Here is a 19,132-nt window from a genome sequence, read left to right on the forward strand (position 1 = left end):
ATAAAACCCAAGGAGACAACACCATGGCATTCACCCGGCGCAAGACCCTGGGCCAATGGCTGCCCCTGATCGCCCTGGCCGCCACGTGCGGCGTGGGCGCCGCACAGGCGCAGGACCATTACCCGAGCAAACCCATCCGCGTCATCGTGCCCTATCCGGCCGGCGGCGGCACGGACATCATTGCCCGCCTGATCGGCACGCAGCTGTCCCAGCGCCTGGGCCAGGCCGTGGTGGTGGAAAACAAGCCCGGGGCCAGTGGCATCCTGGGCAACGACACCGTGGCCAAGGCGCCCGGCGACGGCTACACGGTGCTCATGGGCATCACCACCGTGGTGCAGATCCCGGCGCTGTACAAGAAGGTGCCCTACAAGCTCAGCGACCTGGCCCCGGTGTCGCAGGTGGCCAAGTCGGCCGACCTGCTGATGGTGCCGCGCAGCTCGGGCGTGACCACGCTGCAGCAGTTCGTGGACAAGGCCAAGGCAGCCCCCGGCACGCTCAACTTCGGCAGCTACGGCAACGCCACCTCGTCGCACATGAACGGCGAGCGCTTCAAGCAAAAGGCCGGCATCGACATCACGCACATTCCCTACCAGGGCTCGGGCCCCGAGATGGCGGCCATGCTGGGCGGGCAACTGTCGCTGGCCTTCGTGGACGCCACGGCCGCCTACCCGCACATCAAGTCGGACAAGATCAACATCCTGGCCATCACCGGCGCACAGCGCCACCCGGCCCTGCCCCAGGTGCCCACCATGACCGAAGCCGGCTACCCCGGCCTGGAGGCCAACGGCTGGTTCGGCATGTTCGTGCCCGCCACCACGCCCAAGGCCATCGTGGACAAGCTGGGCAGCGAGGTGAGTTCCATCGTCAAGTCGCCCGAGCTGAACAAGCGCCTGACCGAGATGGGCCTGATCCCCGTGGGGTCCCTGCCCGACGACTTCAAGGCCCAGATCGACAAGGACGCTGCCCACTGGAAGGCCGTGGCCGAGGCCGCCAAGATCTCGATGGACTGAGATGAAACGACGCCCCCGAGTCGCTTCGCGCCTGCCCCCTACCCGCTCTCGCATTGCTGCCATGCGGGCAGGGGGACGCAGCCCTCGCTACGGGGCGGCGCGGCCGGCCTAGGCCAGCATAGGCCGGCATAGGCCCTTGCTTGGTGGTGGCCTGGCTTGGGGTGCGCCGGTTGCATGGGCTGCGGCCGGTGCGTAGCGCTATGGATAACTGAGAGGCCATACAGGCAAAGGAGACGCGCGATGAATCACGAAGCCCACCCCCTTGGATGGAACCGGCGCCACCTGCTGGCCCTGGCCGCCGCAACCGCGGCGGCAGGCCCGCTGGGCGCACGGGCGCAGACCGCGCCCACCGGCTTCGCCACCCGTCCCGTGCGGGTGGTGGTGCCCTTTGCCGCTGGCGGCGCCACCGACGTGATCGCCCGCATACTGGGCGAGCGCATGGCGCAGCGCTTTGGCCAGTCGGTGGTGGTGGACAACAAGCCCGGCGCGGCCGGCCTGATCGCCGGAGAGATGGTCGCCAAGGCGCCGCCCGACGGCATGACGGCGCTGCTGGGCACCACCTCGTCGATGCTGACCAACAAGTACCTGTACAAGAAAACGCCCTACGACCCGCTGACCGAGCTGACCCCGCTGGTGCGCGTGTGCCTGGCGCCGATCGCCCTGGTGGTCACCGCCGACACGCCGGCGCAGAACCTGCAGGACTTCATGGCCTGGATCCGCTCCCAGAAGGGCAAGCTGACCTATGGCTCCTACGGCATCGGATCGCACGGCCAACTGGCCTGCACCACGCTCAGCGAGGTGGCCGGCGCCGACATGACGCATGTGGCCTACAAAGGTGAGGCGCCGATGGTGCAGGACCTGCTGGGCGGACAGATCAAGATCGGCATGGGCAGCCTGCTGTCGCTCAAGGCGCACGTCGACGCGGGCAAGCTGCGCGCGCTGGCCGTGACCGGCCCGCGTCGCGTGCCGCTGCTGCCCGAGGTGCCCACCTTCACCGAGGCCGGCTACCCACAGGATGCGCTGTCGATTGTGGGTTGGTTGGCGATTGCCGGCCCCAAAGCCATGCCGGCCGACGTGGCGCGGCAATGGGCCCAGGCCGCCAACCACGCCGTGGCCAGCCGCGAGGGCCTGGCGCGCATCATCGCCGCCGGCTTCGTACCGGTGGACGACGACACGCCCGAGAAGTTCGCCCGCCTGTGGGCCCAGGAAGCCCCCGTCTGGGGCCGTCTGCTGCAAGCTGCAGGCGTCCAACCCAGCTGAGCAGCCCCGCTGGCCCCCCGCTGGCGCCTAGGCGCTGGCGGATGCAGTGGAGCGGGCGATCAGCTTGAAGCTGCCCGTCGCCATGGCCACCAGCGTGCCGTCCTCGGCGCGCACTTCGCCGCGCACGAAGCTGATGGAGCGGCCGCGCCGCTCGCAGCGCGCGGTGGCAATCAGATCGCCCGTGCCCGCGGCGACGTAATGCAGCGTCAGGTCGATGGTGGCCACGCCATAGGCAGCCGGGTCGTGCGCGCGCGCCGCCGCAGCCAGCGTGCAGTCCAGCAGCGTAGCGATCGATCCGCCGTGGACCTCGCCACGGCTGTTGGCCTGGTCCGCCTGGAAGCCCATGCGCACCTGGGCCATGTCGTGGCCGATGCGCTCACCGCGCAGCGCCATGGCGCGGGCCATGGCCATGGGCAGGCCAAAGAACATGTCGGGGGCTTCGCCGGCGAAGGGGCTCAGGGGAATGTCGGCGGTGATGGAAGACGGTTGTTGCATGAAGGGGATTGTCAGTGGTTCATGGTGCACCCGCACGGCAGGGCCCAGGCACGGGCGGCCGCGCAAGGGCCTATGCCGGCCTATGCCGGCCGCGCCGCCGCGCTGGCTGCGTCCTGCCCGGCGCAGCCGCGAGGGGGGAAGCGGCGCAGCGGCTCAGGGGGTGTCAATCCACTCTTGCCCCCGTGGACTTGACCACGGCGGCCCAGCGCGTGATCTCGCGCTCGATGTGCGCCTGCAGCGCCTCGGGGGTGGAGCCCACGGGCTCGTAGCCGCCGGCGGCCAGTTGGGATTGCAGCTGGGGCTGGCGCAGCGCGGCGGCGATCTCGCGGCTCAGGCGCTGGGTGATCTCGGGTGGCGTGCCGGCTGGCGCGATCAGCGCATACCACCCGGTCACGTCAAAGCCGGCAATGCCCTGCTCCTGCACCGTCGGCACCTCGGGCGCCAGGGCCGAGCGCTGCGGGCTGGTGACGGCCAACGCATGCATGCGCCCGCCGCGGATGTGCGGCATGGAGGTGGAGATGCTGTCGAACGTGAGGTCGATGTCACCCGCCAGCATGGCGTTGACCACACCGGCGCTGCCTTTGTAGGGCACGTGCGTCATCTTGACCCCGGCGATACTGCTGAAGTATTCCGCCGCGAGGTGCCCGGTGTTGCCGTTGCCGGCCGAGCCAAAGGTGAGCTTGCCCGGCGCCGCCTTGGCGGCCTGGATCAGCTCATGGATGTTTTTTGCAGGCAGCTTGCCGCTGGCCGCCACCACCATGGGCAGGTTGGCCACCAGCGACACGGGGGCGAAGTCCTTGCGCGTGTCGTAGGGCAGCTTGGGATAAAGGCTGGCGTTGATGGCATGCGCTGCCAGCACCATGAACACGGTGTAGCCATCGGGATTGGCCCGCGCCACATACTGCGAGGCCAGTGTGCCGCCCGCCCCGGGTTTGTACTCCAGCACCACGGGCTGGCCCAACTGCTGCTGCAACTGCATCGCCAAGGGGCGCCCCAGCAGGTCGGCGCTGCCACCAGGCGGGTAGGGAATCACGAGCTGGATCGGCTTGGCGGGCCAGGCGTCCGCGGCGTAGGCAACGGGCGCCAGCAGGGCGCTGGCGGTCAGGGCCATGCTGGCGAGCAAGGCGCGGCGCAGCCGCGAGGGACGAGGCAGTGACATGGCAGTCTCCGGGTGGTGAGAGGAAAGTCAGCCGGCGATGGGCGCCGCTTGCAGGTACTGCTCGCGCAGCGTGCGCTTGAGCACCTTGCCGATCTCGCTGCGCGGCAGGCGCTCGACCAGCCGCAGGTCGGCCACGCGCTGTGTCTTGCCCACGCGGGTGTTGAGCCATTCGCGCAATTCTTCTGCGGTGGGCTGTGAACCCGAGCGCCCCACCACATAGGCCACGGGTGTCTCGCCCCACTGCTCGGAGGGCACGCCGACCACGGCGCACTCGGCCACCTGCGGGTGCTGGCACAGCACAGCCTCGATGTCGCTCGGGTAGACGTTGAAGCCGCCCGTGATGATCATGTCCTTCTTGCGGTCGCCCAGCACGATGAAGCCGTCCGCGTCCAGCCGGCCCACGTCGCCGCTGCGGATGTAGCGCCGGCCTTCCGCATCGAACCACTCGGCCTCGCGCGTCTTGTCCGGCAGGCGGTAGTAGCCGCTCATCATCCCGGCCGAGCGGCCGACGATCTCGCCCTGTTCGCCCGCAGGCAGTTCGCGCCCCTGCTCGTCGATGAACCGGATGTCGGCGCCCTCACCCGGGCGGCCCACGGTGTGCAGCTTGTGCGGAAAGTCATGGCAGTGCAGTTCGCAGCGCACGCCGCCTTCGGTCATGCCGTAGTACTCGATGAGCCGGCCCGGCCAGCGCCGCAGCACCTCGGCCTTGAGCGCGGCACTGAAGGGCGCGCTGGTACAGAACTTGTGTTGCAGCCGGCTCAAGTCCGTGCGGTCGAAATCCGGGCAGGCCATCAGTCGCTGGTACTGCACGGGCACCAGCATGGTGTGGGTGGCGCCGTGCTGCTGGGCCAGCGCCAGATAGCGCGTGGCATCGAACTTGCGCATCAGCACCAGCGTGCCGCCCAGCGCCAGCGTGGGCAGCGCCGCCACCAGCGTGGTGTTGGAATACAGCGGCGTGGCGCACAGCGAGACGGCATCGGGCCCGTAGCCGTTGGTGACTGCGCGCCGCACATGCGCCCAACGCATGGCCCAGGACTGCACGATGCCCTTGGGCACGCCCGTGGTGCCCGAGGAATAGATCACGTTGAACGGCCAGTCGGGCGCGGGCGTGATCGGTGCCGGTGCGCCGTCGCCCTGGACCAGCCATTGCGACCAGGGCTCGCCCGCTTCGGGCGCATCGTCCAGGGCCACGCAACGCAGCGCAGCGCCCGCATGCAGCGGCCATTGCGCGGCCACCTCGCGGTCGCGCAGCACCAGGCGCGCGCCGCAGTTGTCCAGCATGGCGCTCAGGTGCTCGGCCGTGGCCGAGGGCGCCAGCGGCGCCACGGCCACGCCGGCGCGCAGAGCGCCCAGGTAGGCCAGCACATATTCGACCGAGGTGCCTGCGCAGATGGCCACCACATCGCCGGGTTGCATGCCGTCACGCTGCAGGCTGCGCGCCACGCGGTCCATGCCGGCGTGCAGCGCGGCGTAGTCCAGCCGCTGGCCCTCCAGGACCAGGGCGGTGTGGCCAGGGCGGTGCGCGGCCTGGCGTTCAATCAGTTCGGGCAGCGAGCCGAAGGGCTGGGCCAGCAGGTGTTCGATGTCTGGATGCATGGAATCGGGAGAGCAGTGAAAAGAGGGGGCGCGCGCCCCGCCCAGGTTATTCGAGGGACAGGCCCGCCGCCTTGACGATCTGTGCCCAGCTCTTGCGTTCCTGGGCGATGAAGGCGTCGTACTCGGCCGGCGTCTCGCCACCGGGCACGCCGCCCAGTTCGGCAAAGCGCTGGCGCACCTCGGGCGTTTGCATGGCCTTGCGCGCCGATTGCTGCAGGCGCTCGACCACCGCATCGGGCGTGCCGGTCGGCGCCAGCAGGCCGAACCAGGCAGTGACCTGCATGGGCACGCCGGCCTCGGCCATGGTCGGCACATCAGGCAGTTGCGCCGAGCGCTCGGCGCTGGTGATGGCCAGCGCGCGGAACTTGCCGGCCTTGATGTGCGGCATGGAGCTGGGCAGGTTGTCGATCATGAAATCCACCTGCTGCCCCAGCAGCGCCGTGACGGCAGGCGCCGCGCCGGGATAAGGCACCAGGGTCACTTCGATGCCTGACTTCTGGCGGAACATCTCCGAGGACATATGGGGCGACTGCCCCACGCCCGATGTGGACACATTGAGGCGGCGCGTCTTCGCCAGGCTGACCAATTCCTGCGCACTGCGCACGGGGGAGTCGGTATGGACCACGAGGATGTTGGGTACGGAGATCACGTTGGTGATGCCGCGCAGGTCGCTTTCCTTGTAGCTGAGCTGCTTGTAGAGGCTGAAGTTGATCGCCACCGGGCCGATGTTGCCCATGAGCAGCGTGTAGCCGTCGGGCTTGGCGCGCGCCACCTGCGCGGTGCCGATGCTGCCGCCGCCGCCACCCTTGTTCTCCACGACGATGGAAGTGCCCAGGTCCTTGGCCATCTTCTCGGCCAGCACGCGCGCCGCGATGTCGGTGGTGCCGCCCGCAGCGGCTGGCACGACGATGGTGATGGGACGCTCGGGCCAGGCAGCCCAGGTGGCCAGCGGAAGGGCGGTCAGGCAGAGGGCAAGCAGATGGCGGCGCAGGGGCATGTCGTGTCCTTGTCGTGTGCGATGGGGTTCACCACACGATAAGGGCAGGCTGACGGCGACGGCTCAGGGTTTCATGGGAGACACGCTTCGTGATTCAGCAACCCATGCTTAGGCAGGTTGAAAGGACGGCGGGGACGCGTGTACACATGGTGACTGCGGCCGCCGGCCGCACACGCCTGTCAAGCCGTGGCACGCTGCACGAATCGCGCAAGACGCTCCACGCCCTCACGCAGTCTGGCCCCGTCGGACACCGCGTGGCACCAGCGCAGCCAGCCTTCACCCTCGGGGCCGAAGGCCGCGCCCGGCGCCAGGCCCAAGCCGACCTCGCTCACCAGATGTTTGGCAAGCGCCAGGGAGTCGTCAAAGCCCGCCAGGCGGAAGAACACGTACATCGCCCCGCCGGCATCGGGCACTTCCACACCCGGCACGGCACGCAGCGCTTGCACCAGCAGCCGGCGGCTTTCCACGAGGCCCGCGCGCAGCTGCGCCACATGCGCCTCGCCCTGCTGCAAAGCCACCGTTGCGGCGCGCTGCACGGGCTCGAAGATGCAGGAGAAGTTGTATTCAATGACCTTGCCCAGGTCGGCCTCCAGCGCCTCGGGCACCACCATCCAACCCGCGCGCCAACCCGTCATGCACCACGCCTTGGAACAACTGTTGACCGAGATGATGCGGTCGCCCGGTGCGTAGTGGCGCAGGAAAGAAGGTGCGCTGGCCAGTTGCGGGTCGTATACCAGACGCTCGTACACGTCGTCGCTCAGAATCCAAATGCCATGGCGGCGGCAGTGCGCGAGGATCGCCACCAGGCTTTCCTCATCGATGGTCCAGCCTGTGGGGTTGTTGGGTGAATTGAGGATGAGCATGCGCGTGCCCGGCGTGAGCGCATCCAGCAGCCGATCCAGCGCAAGCGTCCAGCGCCCGCCTCGCACCGCCAGCGGCACGCGTTCAACCTGCGCGCCCAGGATGCGCGGCATCTCCAGCAGGTTGGGCCACAGCGGCGTGACGGCCACCACGCGGTCGCCCGGCGACAGCAGCATCTGGCAGGTAAGCATCAGCCCGGCATCGCCCGAGGCCACAGCGCCGATGCGCTGGGCGGACACCTCGCGTCCGTGCAGGCCCGAGAGATATTGCGCGATGGCCTCGCGCAGGTAGGGCCGGCCCAGATTCTGCGAATAGAAGGTCTCGCCCGAACCGAGCGACTGCGCCGCCGCATCCCGGATGAACTGCGGCGTGGGCCGATCGGACTCGCCAAACCAGAAGGGCAGCACGTCCGCGCGGCCCATGCCGGTGTTGGCGACTTCGCGGATCAGCGATCCGCCCAGGCTCTGGATGGCGGGCCGCGCCAGGGCGGGCAGGAGGGTATCGGTGGGCGAAGCGGGGTTGTGCATGCGGGCCAGGGATGGAAAGCGAAAAGGTGTGGGAAACAGGGCGCTACGGGTCGTAGCGCGTCAGCACTCCACGATGTTCACCGCGAGGCCGCCGCGCGAAGTCTCCTTGTACTTGGTCATCATGTCCGCGCCGGTCTCGCGCATGGTCTTGATGACCTGGTCCAGGCTCACATGGTGCGTTCCGTCGCCATGCAGCGCCATGCGCGCGGCGTTGATGGCCTTCACCGAAGCCAGGGCGTTGCGCTCGATGCACGGGATCTGCACCAGCCCGCCCACCGGGTCGCAGGTCAGGCCCAGGTGGTGCTCCATGCCGATTTCGGCGGCGTTCTCCACCTGCGCGGGCGTGCCGCCCAGCACGGCGCACAGGCCCGCCGCGGCCATGGAGCAGGCCACGCCCACCTCGCCCTGGCAGCCCACCTCGGCGCCCGAGATGGAGGCGTTCTCCTTGTACAGGATGCCGATGGCGCCAGCCGTGAGCAGGAAGTCGACCACGCCAGCCTCGGTAGCGCCGGGAATGAAGCGCCAGTAGTAATGCAGCACCGCCGGCACGATGCCCGCCGCGCCATTGGTGGGGGCCGTGACCACGCGCCCGCCGGCGGCGTTCTCCTCGTTCACGGCCAGGGCGAACAGGTTGACCCAGTCGATCACCTGCAGCGGGTCCTGCTGGGTGTCGGGCGCGTTCTGCAGCGCCTGGTGCAGCGCGGGCGCACGCCGGCGCACCTGGAAGCCGCCGGGCAGCACCCCTCCCACGCTGCAGCCGCGCGCCACGCAGTCCTGCATGGCGCGCCAGATGGCGAGCAGGCCGGCGTCGATCTCGGCGTCGGTGCGCCAGTGGCGTTCGTTCAGGCGCATCACCTGCGCGATCGAGCCGCCCTGCGCCGCGGCCTGCGCCAGCAGCTGTTCGCCACTGTGAAAGGGCAGCGGCAGCACCTCGGTGTCGGGCGCGATAGCGGCCTGGCGCTGTGCGTCGGCGGCCGCCTCCTCGCTCACGATGAAGCCGCCGCCCACCGAGTAGTACACCTGTGCGGCCAGCGTGCCGCCCGCCGCATCGAAAGCCTCGAAACGCATGCCGTTGGCGTGCAGTGGCAGCGTGACGTCGGGCACCAGCAGCAGGTCCGCCGCCTCATCGAATGCCACTTCGGGGCCGTCGGCCAGCGGCAGGCGGCGCCGGCTGCGGATGCGGGCGATGAGCGGCTCGATGGCGTCCACCTCCACGGTGTCCGGCGCATGGCCGGCCAGGCCCAGCAGCACGGCGCGGTCGCTCGCGTGCCCGCGCCCCGTGGCGCCCAGCGAGCCGTAGAGCGTGCTGCGCACGCGCGCCACCTGCGCCAGCACCCCCTCGCGCGCCAGCCGCTGCGCGAACAGCCGCGCAGCGCGCATGGGCCCCACGGTGTGCGAACTGGACGGCCCGATGCCGATCTTGAACAAGTCGAAAACGCTGACGGCCATGGGCAAGACTCCAGAGGGCAAGGGTTACGGTCGTGCGCCATGCTGGCGCGGTCGCGATGGCAAGGGAATCGGGTGTTTCGCCCTAGCCAGGCCCCGTCGGTGCCGCAAGCGGCGCCGGCTGCACGCGCAGCGCCAGGCAGAAGGGCTGCACGCAGGGTGCGCGGCCTTCGTAGGGGCAGCCGGGCGCGCTGCAGGGGGGCTCGGCCGCACGGTCGTGTTCTTGCACACGCGACTGGCCGCTGGCCTGCAGCGCGGCCAGGGCCAGCCAGGGGTCGGTGCGCGCCTGCAGCGGGTCGCGCCCGTACACCACGGCGGCCGCACCGGGTGCCGGCGCCAGGTCCAGCGACAGCCACCCGCTGGTGCGCTGGCCCGCGGCGCCCGGGCCTTGCAGCACCAGCGCGAACAGTCCGGGCGCCAGCGCCTGTGGCGGTCCGGCAAAGCCCACCGACAGGGCCGCTGGCGCGGTGGGCGCAGACGGCAGCGCAGGCATTGCGGCAGCAGGCAGGCGCAGCGTGAGCGTGAAGCCGCGCGCACCGTCGGGCGTGTACACCATGCCTTGCGCCACGCGCGCAATCTGCAAAGCCGGCAGTCCGGTGCCGCCGGCCGCCGGGTCGGTGCCGGCGGGCCACGGCTGGGCCGCCAGCACACGCGGCGCCGCGCCGCCTGCCGGGCCGATTTGCTGCACCAGCGTATTCAACAGCCGCAGCAGCGGCGCCCCCACACCCTGGGCAGGCCACGGCGCAGGGATGGCCGCGGCGCGCGCAGAAGCGCCCTCGTCCGCCACGGCATCGGCGGAAAGAGCCGCCGGCCCGTGGGATGCGGCCGCTGCCCTGGACGGTGCAACCGCGCCGCCAGCCATCGCCTGCAGGCCCTGGCGTGCCTGATCGGAAAGGCTTACCCGCTCACGGCCTGCCGGCACGGCAGGCATGGGGGGCAGCGCCGTCGGCAGCAGGTTTGGCGAGAACGGCACAGGGGGAGCGTCGGTCGGCGCGGAGCCTGCTGGCGCGGCCCCCGCCGGGGTGGGCGCTGCCGGCGCGGCCAGCAGCCAGTTCTGCCGCTGCAGCGCAGCCTCGGCCAGCACGCGCACGGCGGGTGCCAGCGGCGGACGGGGCGGGTCGATGGAGGAGGCCATGGCGCCCCAGTGTCGCAGAGCGCCAGCCCCGCGCCAACGGTGGCGGCCTCCCGAGGGGAGGCTTTTTGCTACTCAATTAATAGCTTCTACCGCTTACTGGATAAGCGCTAGTGGCAATTTTGTTTCAAAACCCTGCGCGGAGCCTCATCCCTTGAGGCCCAGCCGCCGCGCGAGCTTGTGCAGGTTGCTGGGGTCCACGTCCAGCGTGCGCGCGGCCTGCGCCCAGTTGCCGCCGTGCGCCACCAGAGCGGCATTCAGGACCTGGCGCTGGCAGGCATCCACCGCGTCGCGCAGCGTGCCCGTGGGCGCGGCCAACGACAATGCGCCGCCTGCCGCGGGTGCCATGGGGGCATCGCTGCGGGGCGTGGCCACGGGTTCGTCCAGCGCGTCCAGGTCCAGCAGGCCGGCCTCCAGGGTGACGATCTCGTTGCGGTCCACGCCGCGGCTCAAGGCCTTGAGCGCGGCGCGGCTGATCACGTGTTCCAACTCGCGCACGTTGCCCGGCCAGCGGTAGCGGCGCAGCGCGGCCTGCGCGTCAGGCGACAGGCGCAGGCTGCGCAGCCCCAGGCGGGCGCGGTTGAGCTCCAAAAAGCGCCCGGCCAGCACCAGCACGTCGTTGCCCCGCTCGCGCAGCGGGGGAATGGGCACGGGGTAGACCGAGAGGCGGTGGTACAGGTCGGCGCGGAAGGCCCCGCTGGCCACCTGCTCGCGCAGGTTGCGGTTGGTCGCCGCAATCACGCGCACGTGCACGCTGCGCGGGCGGTCGGCGCCCAGGCGCTGGATCTCGCCGTTTTGCAGCGTGCGCAACAGCTTGGCCTGCACGGACAGGGGCAGCTCCCCCACCTCGTCCAGGAACAGCGTGCCGCCCTCGGCGGCCTCGAAGCGGCCCGCGCGGTCACTCACCGCACCCGAGAACGCGCCGCGCACGTGGCCGAACAGCTCGCTCTCGGCCAGCGACTCGGGCAGCGCCGCGCAGTTCACATGCACCAGCGGGCGGGCGCGCCGCGGCGACTGGTGGTGCAGCAGCCGCGCGAACAGCTCCTTGCCCACGCCGGTCTCGCCCAGCAGCAGCACGGGCAGCTCAGACGCGGCCACCACGCTCAGCTCATGCAGCAGCCGCTTGAGGGCCGGGCTCTCGCCCACGATCTCCAGCTCGCCGGCGCCGCCGCGCTCGGGCGTCGCCAGCGCCAGGTCGCCTTCGGCCGGGCCGGTCGCGGCCATGCGCAGGGTGCGCAGTTCCTGCTCCAACCGCGCCACGCGCACCACGGCCTCCACCAGCGGCACCCACTGGCCCAGCCGCTGGCGCGCGGCGGGTCCGAAAGTGCCGGTGGCCAGGGCATCCAGCGTGAGCACGCCCCAGGGCCGCCCCTCCACGTGCAGGGCCACGCCCATGCAGTCGTGCACGGGCAGCGGCTCGCCCACCAGGGTGTCGAGCAGGCCGTCGTAGGGGTCGGGCAACTGGCTGTCGTGCTCGAAGCAGGTCACCTCGCGCCGCGTGAGGATGGCCGCCAGCCGTGGGTGCTGGCCTACGGCAAAACGCCGGCCCAGGGCGTCGCTCACCAGCCCGGTGACGGCCACGGGGCGCAGGCGCTCCTCCTCCAGCCGCAGCAGGGCCACGGCCCCGCAGCCGAACTGCGTGCGCAGCAGGTCCACCAGGCGCTGCAGGCGCACGGCCTGGGGCAGTTCGGCGCCCAGGTCGGCGCACAGCAGCAGGGCGGAGGTGGCGGCCGCAGGCGATGCCTCAACAATGGTCATAAAAACCCTTTAAAGGTGTTTTTTACCCAAATTGACATGGGTCTATTTTACCCACGATGGTGTAAACCCTTGATTTTTCATGGCAGAGCCGCTGGCCCAGGGATTGCGAGAGGGGAGGCATCTCTTACCGCGACTGTTCGACCATGCATCGTTACTCCCCCTCCCCCACGGTGTGCCGGGCCCGGCCCGCGCACCCTTGCGAGGGCGCAAGGAAAGTCCCCCCACCCTTCGCCCCGCTGCACCGCTTGATAAACACAATGACGGAGGCCCAACATGGGTAAGTACGCCAAGTATTGGTACACGCTGATAGGCGTGTTGATTGTCACCTTCAGCCTGCTGGGCTTCTACGGCGCAGAGGTCTACCGCACCGCGCCGCCGATCCCGGGGCAGGTGCTGGTGCAGGGCAGCGACAAGCCGCTCTACACCAAGGACGGCATCCTCGACGGCCAGACCGCTTGGCAGTCGGTGGGCGGCATGCAGCTCGGCTCGATCCTGGGCCACGGTGCCTACCAGGCGCCCGACTGGACGGCCGACTGGCTGCACCGCGAGCTGACAGCCTGGCTCGAACTGGCCGCGCAGAAGGACCATGGCAAGGCGTTTGCCGATCTGGACGTGGGCCAGCAGGCAGTGCTGCGTGACCGGCTCAAGACCGAGTACCGCACCAACACCTACGACAAGGCCAAGGACACGATGGTGATCTCGCCGCTGCGCGCCGAGGCCATCGCCATGACCGCCCAGTACTACGACAAGCTGTTCAGCAACGACCCCTCGTTGCAGAAGACGCGCGAGAGCTACGCCATGAAGGAGAACACCCTGCCCAGCGCCGAGCGCCGCGCGCAGATGGCCGGCTTCTTCTTCTGGACCTCCTGGGCCGCCTCCACCGAGCGTCCCGCCGACAACGGCGGCACCGGCGCCACCTACACCAACAACTGGCCCCATGAGCCCCTGGTCGGCAACCAGCCCACCGGTGAGAACCTGGTCTGGTCGGTGATGAGCGTGGTGGTCATGATGGCCGGCGTGGGCTTCCTCGTGTGGGGCTGGGCCTTCCTGCGCAAGCACGACGAGCAGGACCCCACCCCTCCCCAGCACGACCCGCTGTCCCGCGTGGCCCTGACGCCTTCGCAGCGCGCCCTGGGCAAGTACCTGTTCCTGGTGGTGGCGCTGTTCACCGCACAGGTGCTGCTGGGTGGCTTCACCGCGCACTACACGGTGGAAGGCCAGACGTTCTACGGCGTGGAAATCTCCCAGTACCTGCCCTACTCGCTGGTGCGTACGTGGCACTTGCAGGCCGCACTGTTCTGGATCGCCACCGGCTTCCTCGCCGCAGGCCTGTTCCTTGCGCCCGTGATCAACGGCGGCAAGGATCCCAAGTACCAGAAGCTCGGCGTGGACGTACTGTTCTGGGCACTGGTCGTGGTCTGCGTGGGCTCGTTCATCGGCAACTACTTCGCCATCGCGCAGATCATGCCGGCCGAGTGGAACTTCTGGCTGGGCCACCAGGGCTATGAGTACGTGGACCTGGGCCGCCTCTGGCAGATCGGCAAGTTCGCCGGCATCGCCTTCTGGCTGGTGCTGATGGCCCGCGCCATCTTCCCCGCCCTGCTGGCTCCCAACGGCCAGGACAAGAACCTGCTGGCACTGCTGACCTCCTCGGTGGTGTGTATCGGCCTGTTCTACGGTACCGGCCTGTTCTACGGCGAGCGCACCCACATCTCGGTGATGGAGTACTGGCGCTGGTGGGTGGTGCACCTGTGGGTGGAAGGCTTCTTTGAAGTGTTCGCCACCACGGCACTGGCCTTCATCTTCTCGACCCTGGGCCTGGTGTCCTACCGCATGGCCACGGCTGCCAGCCTGGCATCTGCCTCGCTGTTCATGCTGGGCGGCGTGCCCGGTACCTTCCACCACCTGTACTTCTCGGGCACCACCACTCCGGTGATGGCCGTGGGTGCCTCCTTCAGCGCGCTGGAAGTGGTGCCGCTGGTGGTGCTGGGCCATGAAGCCTGGGAGCACTGGAGCCTGCAGCACAAGGCCACCTGGATGAAGAACCTGAAGTGGCCGCTGATGTGCTTCGTCGCCGTGGCCTTCTGGAACATGCTGGGCGCCGGTGTGTTCGGCTTCATGATCAACCCGCCGATCTCGCTGTACTACATCCAGGGTCTGAACACCACGCCGGTGCACGCCCACGCCGCACTGTTCGGGGTGTATGGCTTCCTGGCCCTGGGCTTCACGCTGCTGGTGCTGCGCTACGTGCGTCCCCAGATGGTGTTCAACGAGCGCCTGATGAAGACCGGCTTCTGGTGGCTCAACGCCGGCCTGGTGCTGATGATCGCGACCAGCCTGCTGCCGATCGGCCTGTTCCAGTTCCACGCCAGCGTGGCCCACGGTACGTGGTACGCCCGCAGCGAGGAGTTCCTGCAGCAGCCGTTCCTGGAGACCCTGCGCTGGGTGCGTACCTTCGGTGACCTGGTGTTCATCACCGGCGCCCTGTGCGTGACCTGGCAGGTGGTGAGCGGCGTGCTGTTCGCCCCCCGCGCCCCGGCCGCCCCGAGCACCGGAGCCCTGGCAGGCGCCAACCGCTGACGCACCGCGGATACCGGGTGCGCCGCCCCGCGCGGCGCGCCCGGTCCCGCCCTCGGACCTTTTGAAGAACCGCCATGAACATCGACCGCTTCAAGCACGAGCACCGGGACATCCTGGGCCAGATCGCCACCCTGCGCCAGCTGGCACACAGCGGCGTGGAGCACAACGCGACGGCGATTGCACAGGGCATCGTGGCCATGAGTTCCACCATCAAGCTGCACCTGGCCGTCGAGGACCGCCTGCTGTACCCCGCGCTGCGCCAAGGCGCCGACGCGGAACTGGCACGCCTGGGCGAACAGTTCCAGCGCGAGATGGGGGCGATTGCCGCGGCGTACATGGACTTCGCACGGCGCTGGAACACGCCGGAGCGCGTGCGCACCGACGCCGAGGGTTTCCGTGCAGATGCCAACACCGTGCTGCGCCATGTGTACGAACGCATGCAGCGCGAAAACCGCGACTTCTACCCGCGCATCGAGGCCGAGGAGGCCCTGGCGCATTAAGGTTCGCTCTATTTTTCATAGCTGTAAGCGCTTACCTGCAGAGCGCTGCAGCTCGAAAACGTTTCCATCGGCAAGGCCTTAGGGGCACCTTGCTTTTCAGCCGGCCTTGTGCCGGCTTTTTTTTCGCCGCGCGGGCCCCTCCGCGGCTGCCGGCGGGCTTGTCGTTTTTGTGAGGCGATCGCCCGCACAATCACTGCCGTGATGTAACGTCTGCCTACATTTGCAGGGGTCCGCGTCCACGCGCCCCTGGCATCGACCCACCACCACGCCGCACATGATGCACCCCGCCCACCGCCAGGAGTTCCGCCAGTCCCTCATCTGGTTCGCCGTGCTGCTGGTCAGCCTGTGGCTGTTGGAGACCTTGCCCGCGCCAGACGCCGCGCGCGGCATGGCGGGCTACCTGCCGCTGCACACCGCGATGGAGGTCGTGTCCATCGGCGTGGCGGCAATGGTGTTCAGCATCAGTTGGGCCACGCAAAAGTACCGGCCCAATGGGCGGGTGCTGGTCCTCGGCCTGGGGCTGCTGGGCGTGGCGGTGCTGGACCTGACCCACAGCCTGTCCTACGCCGGCATGCCGGACTTCGTGACCCCCAGCGACCCGGAAAAGGCCATCAACTTCTGGCTGGCCGCGCGCGCGCTGGCGGCGCTGGCCCTGCTGTGGGCCGCGTTATGGCCCCACCGCTGGAATGAATGGCTGGGCCGCCGCTCGCGCTACGCGGGGCTGTTGTGGGTGGCGCTGCTGGTGGGCGCGGTGCACTACGTGCTGCTGGGGCATCCGCAGTGGCTGCCCCGCACCTTCACGCCCGAGGCAGGGCTCACGCCCTTCAAGGTCCATTTCGAATACGCGCTGGCAACCGCGTACGTGCTGGCGGGCGTGGGCTTTCTCACGCAACTGCGCCATGCGCGCGAGTTCGGCCTGTCGCACCTGGCGCTGGCATCGTTCACCATGGCCATGAGCGAGATCTTCTTCACGCTCTACGCCAACGTGACCGATGTGTACAACGTCGCCGGCCACTTCTACAAAATCCTGGCCTATGGCTTCCTTTACCGCGGCCTGTTCGTGGAAACGGTGCAGATCCCGTACCTGGACCTGCGCGCCGCCGAGGCCCGGCAGCGGGCCACGCTGAACACGCTGCCCGACCTGCTGTTCGAGGTGGACCGCAAGGGGGCGTACCTCGCGGTGCACGCCAACGAGACCAGCAAGCTCCTGACCCCGCTGCCCCAGTTGCTGGGAAAAACGCTGGACGAGGCGCTGCCACCGGCGGCGGCCGCGCAGTGTTTCGAGGCACTGGCGGAGGCTGAACGCACGGGCATGAGCCGCGGCCAGCGCATCACGTTGCCGCTGCCCCTGGGCGAGCGGCATTTCGAGCTGTCCGTCTCCCGCAAATCCGCGGTCGCGGGCCAGCCCGACACCTTCCTGATGCTGTCGCGCGACATCACGCCCACCGTGGAGAACGAGGAGCGCATTCGCTCCGAGGCCGGCCTGAACGCCGCCCTGCTGGACCTGCAGCAGCACGACATCCACCAGCCCGAGGCAGACCTGCTGCGCCGCGGCCTGGCGCATGCCCAGACCCTGACCGGCAGCGCGCTGGCAGTGCTGTACTTCGTGCACGACGACGCACGCGGCACCTCGCTGGCCGCCTGCTCACACGAGAACGCCCCGCCCGACATGCCGCCGTGGGAAACCGCCCTGCGCGAACGCCGCGCCGTGGTGACGAACGCGCCGCACGATGCGGCGGCTGGGCGCGCACCGGGCGGCGCGACGGCCCGCTGGGCTTGCGTGCCCGTGGTGGAAGGCGGCAGGCCGCGCCTGCTGCTGGGCGTGGCCGGCAAGGCGCGGGACTATCACCCACGCGACGCACAGGCGCTGCAGACCGTGGCCGACGCCCTCTGGAAGCACGTGGCCCAGCGCCGCCAGGAGGCCGTCATCCACCGCCTGTCGGAGGCGCTGGACCAGAGCCCCAGTCCGGTGGTCATCACCGACATCGACGCCAGCATCGTCTACGTCAACAAGGCCTTCAGCGAAGTCAGCGGCTACGGCGCACAAGAGGTGCTGGGCCGCAACCCGCGCGTGCTGCAGTCGGGACTGACGCCGCGGACCACCTATGCCGATATGTGGACCAAGCTGCCGCGCGGCCTGCCCTGGCAGGGCGAACTCATCAACCGCCGCAAGAACGGACAGGTCTATACGGAAAACGCTTCGCTTTACCCCGTTCGCGACGTGTTCGGCGACGTGACGCATTACGTCGCGCACATGGAGGACATCACGCAGCGGCGCGAGGCGGAGGAGCGCATCCGCGCCCTCTCCAACTACGACACGCTGACCGGCCTGCTCAACAAGAAAGCCTTCGACGAACAGTTGACGCAAGCCATCGACCGCGCCGACGCAAGCCACGAACGGGTGTCGGTGCTGTGGTTCGACCTGGACAACTTCAAGCTGGTGAACGAAACCCTGGGCCACGCGGCCGGTGACGAACTGCTGTTGGAGATGGGCAACCGGCTGCGCGCCTGCCTCGCGCCGCACATTCCCGTGGCGCGCTATTCGGGCGACGCGTTCACGGCCATCGTGCCCCTGGCGGACCAGGCGGCTGTGGCGCTGCTGGCGCAGGATGCGCTGGCGCAGCTGCAGACCACACTGCAGATCCACGGCCATGCCGTGTCGGTCAGCGCGTCGGCCGGCATCGCCGTCTACCCCGACGACGCGCGCACCGCCAGCACCTTGGCGTCCGCCGCGGAAGTGGCGATGTACCGCGTCAAGCAGGACGGGCGCAACGGGCTGCGCTTCTTCGCACCCGAGATGCAGGCGCACACGCAGCGTTCGCTGGAGCTGGCCGCCGGCCTCAAGGACGCGGCGCACCGCGGCGAGCTGTTCCTGGTGTTCCAACCCCAGCGCACGCTGGGCAGCGGCGCGCTGGCGGGCGCCGAGGCGCTGCTGCGCTGGCGGCATCCGCGCTGGGGGCTGGTGTCTCCGGCCGAGTTCATCCCGATCGCCGAGCAAAGCGGCTCCATCGTGGCCATCGATTTCTGGGTGGTGGAGCAGGTGGCGCAGCAGTTGCGCGCCTGGGATGCCGCGGGCCTGCCGCCGCTGGTGGTGGCGGTGAACGTATCGGCTGCGCAGTTCGCGCGGCCGCACTTCGTCGAGGAGCTGGTGCGCATCCTGCAGCGCATGGACGTTTCACCCCAGCGCATCGAGGTGGAGCTGACCGAGGCCGTCGCGCTGAAAACCCGGAACAGGCCGAGACCACCATCCGCCGCCTGCATGAGGTGGGCTTTCGCGTGGCGCTGGACGACTTCGGCACAGGCTATTCCTCCATGAGCTACCTCAAGCGCTACGCCATCGACAAACTCAAGATCGACCAGTCCTTCGTGCGCGAACTCGCCCACCAGGCCAGCGACCAGGCCATCGTGACGGCCATCATCAAGATGGCCCACAGCCTGCGCATGGCCACCATTGCCGAAGGCGTGGAGACGGCCGAGCAGGCCGCGTTGCTGCAGGCCTGCGGGTGCGACGAAATGCAAGGCTACTGGTACAGCCGGCCGCTGGAGCCCGCCGCGTTCGAGGCCTTTGTGCGCAATGCGCAGGCTGGCGTCGAGTTGACCTGACACGCGTCGCGCCGCACGCAACCCGGTTGCTACTGTTTTAATAGCTTCCAGCGCTTACCCTTCAAGCGCCAGAAGGCCAAACGGCGTCAAACCCTCCACGGCGCCCCGATCCCCCGCCCAGCCTCTCGGGCGCGGGCCTGCTGCGGCTCCACCCCGTGGCGCGCGGGCCACAAGCCGCGCACCGCACCCCCCTCTGCACAGGCCCTTT

General features: G+C 69.4%; 12 protein-coding genes and 1 pseudogene. 5 read left to right on the forward strand and 8 right to left on the reverse strand.

Features of this window, described 5'->3' with window-relative positions:
- Positions 1-23 precede the first annotated feature (23 nt).
- Positions 24-1,010 (forward strand): Bug family tripartite tricarboxylate transporter substrate binding protein, encoded by a 987-nt coding sequence (locus BA022_RS14670; protein WP_012655225.1) that lies wholly within the window; start codon positions 24-26, stop codon positions 1,008-1,010.
- A gap of 240 nt (positions 1,011-1,250) precedes the next feature.
- Positions 1,251-2,270 carry a Bug family tripartite tricarboxylate transporter substrate binding protein gene (locus BA022_RS14675; protein WP_088887947.1) on the forward strand — a complete coding sequence of 340 codons (1,020 nt, stop codon included), beginning with the start codon at positions 1,251-1,253 and terminating at the stop codon, positions 2,268-2,270.
- 27 nt (positions 2,271-2,297) lie between these two features.
- On the opposite strand, the gene BA022_RS14680 is transcribed toward BA022_RS14675, so the two are convergent.
- The 8 genes from BA022_RS14680 to norR all read right to left on the reverse strand — a co-directional run bounded on the left by BA022_RS14680 (position 2,298) and on the right by norR (position 12,241).
- Positions 2,298-2,765 (reverse strand): PaaI family thioesterase, encoded by a 468-nt coding sequence (locus BA022_RS14680; RefSeq protein ID WP_088887948.1) that lies wholly within the window; start codon positions 2,763-2,765, stop codon positions 2,298-2,300.
- 163 nt (positions 2,766-2,928) lie between these two features.
- Positions 2,929-3,924 (reverse strand): Bug family tripartite tricarboxylate transporter substrate binding protein, encoded by a 996-nt coding sequence (locus BA022_RS14685; RefSeq protein WP_088887949.1) that lies wholly within the window; start codon positions 3,922-3,924, stop codon positions 2,929-2,931.
- A gap of 27 nt (positions 3,925-3,951) precedes the next feature.
- Positions 3,952-5,520 carry a class I adenylate-forming enzyme family protein gene (locus BA022_RS14690; protein ID WP_088887950.1) on the reverse strand — a complete coding sequence of 523 codons (1,569 nt, stop codon included), beginning with the start codon at positions 5,518-5,520 and terminating at the stop codon, positions 3,952-3,954.
- A 46-nt stretch (positions 5,521-5,566) separates the two neighbouring features.
- On the reverse strand, positions 5,567-6,517 hold the full coding sequence (locus tag BA022_RS14695; RefSeq protein ID WP_088887951.1) for a Bug family tripartite tricarboxylate transporter substrate binding protein: 951 nt from the start codon (positions 6,515-6,517) through the stop codon (positions 5,567-5,569).
- A 179-nt stretch (positions 6,518-6,696) separates the two neighbouring features.
- Complete coding sequence (locus BA022_RS14700) at positions 6,697-7,905, reverse strand: pyridoxal phosphate-dependent aminotransferase (protein WP_088887952.1); 1,209 nt, start codon at positions 7,903-7,905, stop codon at positions 6,697-6,699.
- Between the two features lie 60 nt (positions 7,906-7,965).
- Complete coding sequence (locus BA022_RS14705) at positions 7,966-9,354, reverse strand: L-serine ammonia-lyase (RefSeq protein WP_088887953.1); 1,389 nt, start codon at positions 9,352-9,354, stop codon at positions 7,966-7,968.
- Between the two features lie 82 nt (positions 9,355-9,436).
- On the reverse strand, positions 9,437-10,486 hold the full coding sequence (locus BA022_RS14710; RefSeq protein ID WP_088887954.1) for a hypothetical protein: 1,050 nt from the start codon (positions 10,484-10,486) through the stop codon (positions 9,437-9,439).
- Between the two features lie 144 nt (positions 10,487-10,630).
- Complete coding sequence (gene norR, locus BA022_RS14715; protein ID WP_012655216.1) at positions 10,631-12,241, reverse strand: nitric oxide reductase transcriptional regulator NorR; 1,611 nt, start codon at positions 12,239-12,241, stop codon at positions 10,631-10,633.
- Between the two features lie 273 nt (positions 12,242-12,514).
- Here norR and BA022_RS14720 point away from each other — a divergent pair, with 273 nt between their 5' ends.
- The 3 genes and pseudogenes from BA022_RS14720 to BA022_RS14730 all read left to right on the forward strand — a co-directional run bounded on the left by BA022_RS14720 (position 12,515) and on the right by BA022_RS14730 (position 18,924).
- A complete protein-coding gene (locus tag BA022_RS14720; protein ID WP_012655215.1) occupies positions 12,515-14,821 on the forward strand; it encodes a nitric-oxide reductase large subunit in 2,307 nt (768 codons plus the stop codon).
- Positions 14,822-14,895: 74 nt separating this feature from the next.
- Complete coding sequence (locus tag BA022_RS14725; RefSeq protein ID WP_047350136.1) at positions 14,896-15,321, forward strand: hemerythrin domain-containing protein; 426 nt, start codon at positions 14,896-14,898, stop codon at positions 15,319-15,321.
- 448 nt (positions 15,322-15,769) lie between these two features.
- Positions 15,770-18,924: pseudogene (locus tag BA022_RS14730) on the forward strand (bifunctional diguanylate cyclase/phosphodiesterase).
- The last annotated feature ends 208 nt before the right edge of the window (positions 18,925-19,132 follow it).

This window comes from Diaphorobacter nitroreducens (genome assembly GCF_002214645.1).
Lineage (GTDB): Bacteria > Pseudomonadota > Gammaproteobacteria > Burkholderiales > Burkholderiaceae_C > Diaphorobacter > Diaphorobacter nitroreducens.